Source organism: Gemmatimonadaceae bacterium (genome assembly GCA_035633115.1).
In the GTDB taxonomy this organism is placed as follows: Bacteria; Gemmatimonadota; Gemmatimonadetes; order Gemmatimonadales; family Gemmatimonadaceae; genus UBA4720.
In genome coordinates, this window is sequence record DASQFN010000055.1 from 1 (window position 1) to 1,573 (window position 1,573).

Annotated in this window: 2 protein-coding genes; both read left to right on the forward strand. The window is 62.7% G+C overall.

Features of this window, described 5'->3' with window-relative positions:
* On the forward strand, positions 1 to 683 hold a 683-nt coding region (locus tag VES88_07325; GenBank protein ID HYN81295.1), incomplete at its 5' end, for a hypothetical protein.
* A 109-nt stretch (positions 684 to 792) separates the two neighbouring features.
* A complete protein-coding gene (locus VES88_07330; GenBank protein HYN81296.1) occupies positions 793 to 1,359 on the forward strand; it encodes an isoprenylcysteine carboxylmethyltransferase family protein in 567 nt (188 codons plus the stop codon).
* Positions 1,360 to 1,573 lie beyond the last annotated feature (214 nt).

Below are 1,573 nucleotides of genomic sequence, written 5' to 3' on the forward strand. Positions count from 1 at the left end.
GGTCCGCTCTCCCAGGTGTCAAGGTGCTGAGTTACGTTCCAGAAACGAAGGACTTGGCGATACTCGACGGCTGGGCGGTCGAGTGGGGCTACATCACTGGTTCGTATGTTGAGTCGCCGGGTGGTGAGGCGAAGCAAATTAGTGGCACGAGGCTGATGGTCCTGAAGAAGATGCCGGACGGCAGCTGGAAATGCTTCCGCGGAATGGGCGGCCCGACGTTCACAGCCCCGTTGGGAGGGCAAGCGGTCCAGGTGCCGGCCGCGTCGGCTGGACGTACCACAGGGGGCAGCGCCGCGGACCTGGCCGCCATCGAGAAGCTCCGCCAGCTGGACATCTCCGCGACGGTGTCGCTAGATCCTGTGGCGCTGACGTCTGCTATTACCGATGACTTCGTGCGTATTGGACCCGTTCCGCCGGGAGAAGTCAGCAAGCAAGAGATGTTCGCGTACTACCAACGCCTGACCGCTAACAAAGACCTCAAAGTGCTGAGCTACGTCCCGGAATACAAGGAATTGATTTTTCTGGATGGTGGCTGGGCAGTCGAGTGGCGTCCGTACACCGTCTCGTTTATCACATCGCCGGGCGGTGCGCCGGTGCACCTTAGTGGCAGGGTGCTCATCGTGTACAAGAAGATGCCGGACGGCAGCTGGAATGTCTTCCGCGTCGCGGGGATCACCGACTGAGTGAGTTGCACGACAGGTGGAGTTGACTGACACGCCGCCGAACAAGGAGTTGCAGCGGACACGCTTCGCGCGCCGCTGAACTCCAGCGTTCGGCCACGAGGGTACACCAATGAGCACTCCCGAACCCTCCGGCGCAAGTCCGGCGCGGAAGGCCGGGATTCCTCGGCGTCTGGCCTTTGCATTGGCCCCACTCCTCTTCCTGGTCGCCCATGGGGTGCTGCCGTGGGCGATCTCGCTGCTGGGCCCTTGGTACGGGTGGACGGACGGCAACCCGGCGGTCTGGAACCTCCTCGGCCTGGTTCCGGTCGCCATCGGTATCGTGGTCCTGCTTTGGCTCACGATCAACGGCTACACCTATATCGCGCAGATCCCAGAGCGCGTGGAGTTGAACTGGGAACCGAAGCTCCTGATGACGCGCGGCCCCTACGCCTACAGCCGACACCCGATGTACCTCGCAGAGCTGGGCCTATGGCTCGGCTGGGCGGTTCTGTACGGGAGCGTTATTGTACTTGCCGGCTTCGTCGTGTTGTGCGTGGTCGTGAGCACCCTCGCGCCGCGTGAGGAGCATGCACTCGAAGCGAAGTTCGGCGAGGCGTATCGCCAGTACAGGGCGCGCGTCCCACGGTGGCTGGGCATACCGCATGGGGGATCGGACACCGGCCGAACCAACGGCTGAAGCTGACCGGGGCCGCCATCCTGGTTTTCCGAGCTTCAACGTCCTTGCAGGCGGCCCCGGCAGCTTAGCCGAGCGTTAGCCGCCGCCGTACTCATCGATGTCCCCGAACGTCGGCTGCGCGCACTGCGGAACACCGTACTGAATTGGAGGATTGCATGGCCGGATTCAAACGCAGCGTCATCATCAACAAGGCGATCGAAGAGGTCTTCGATTT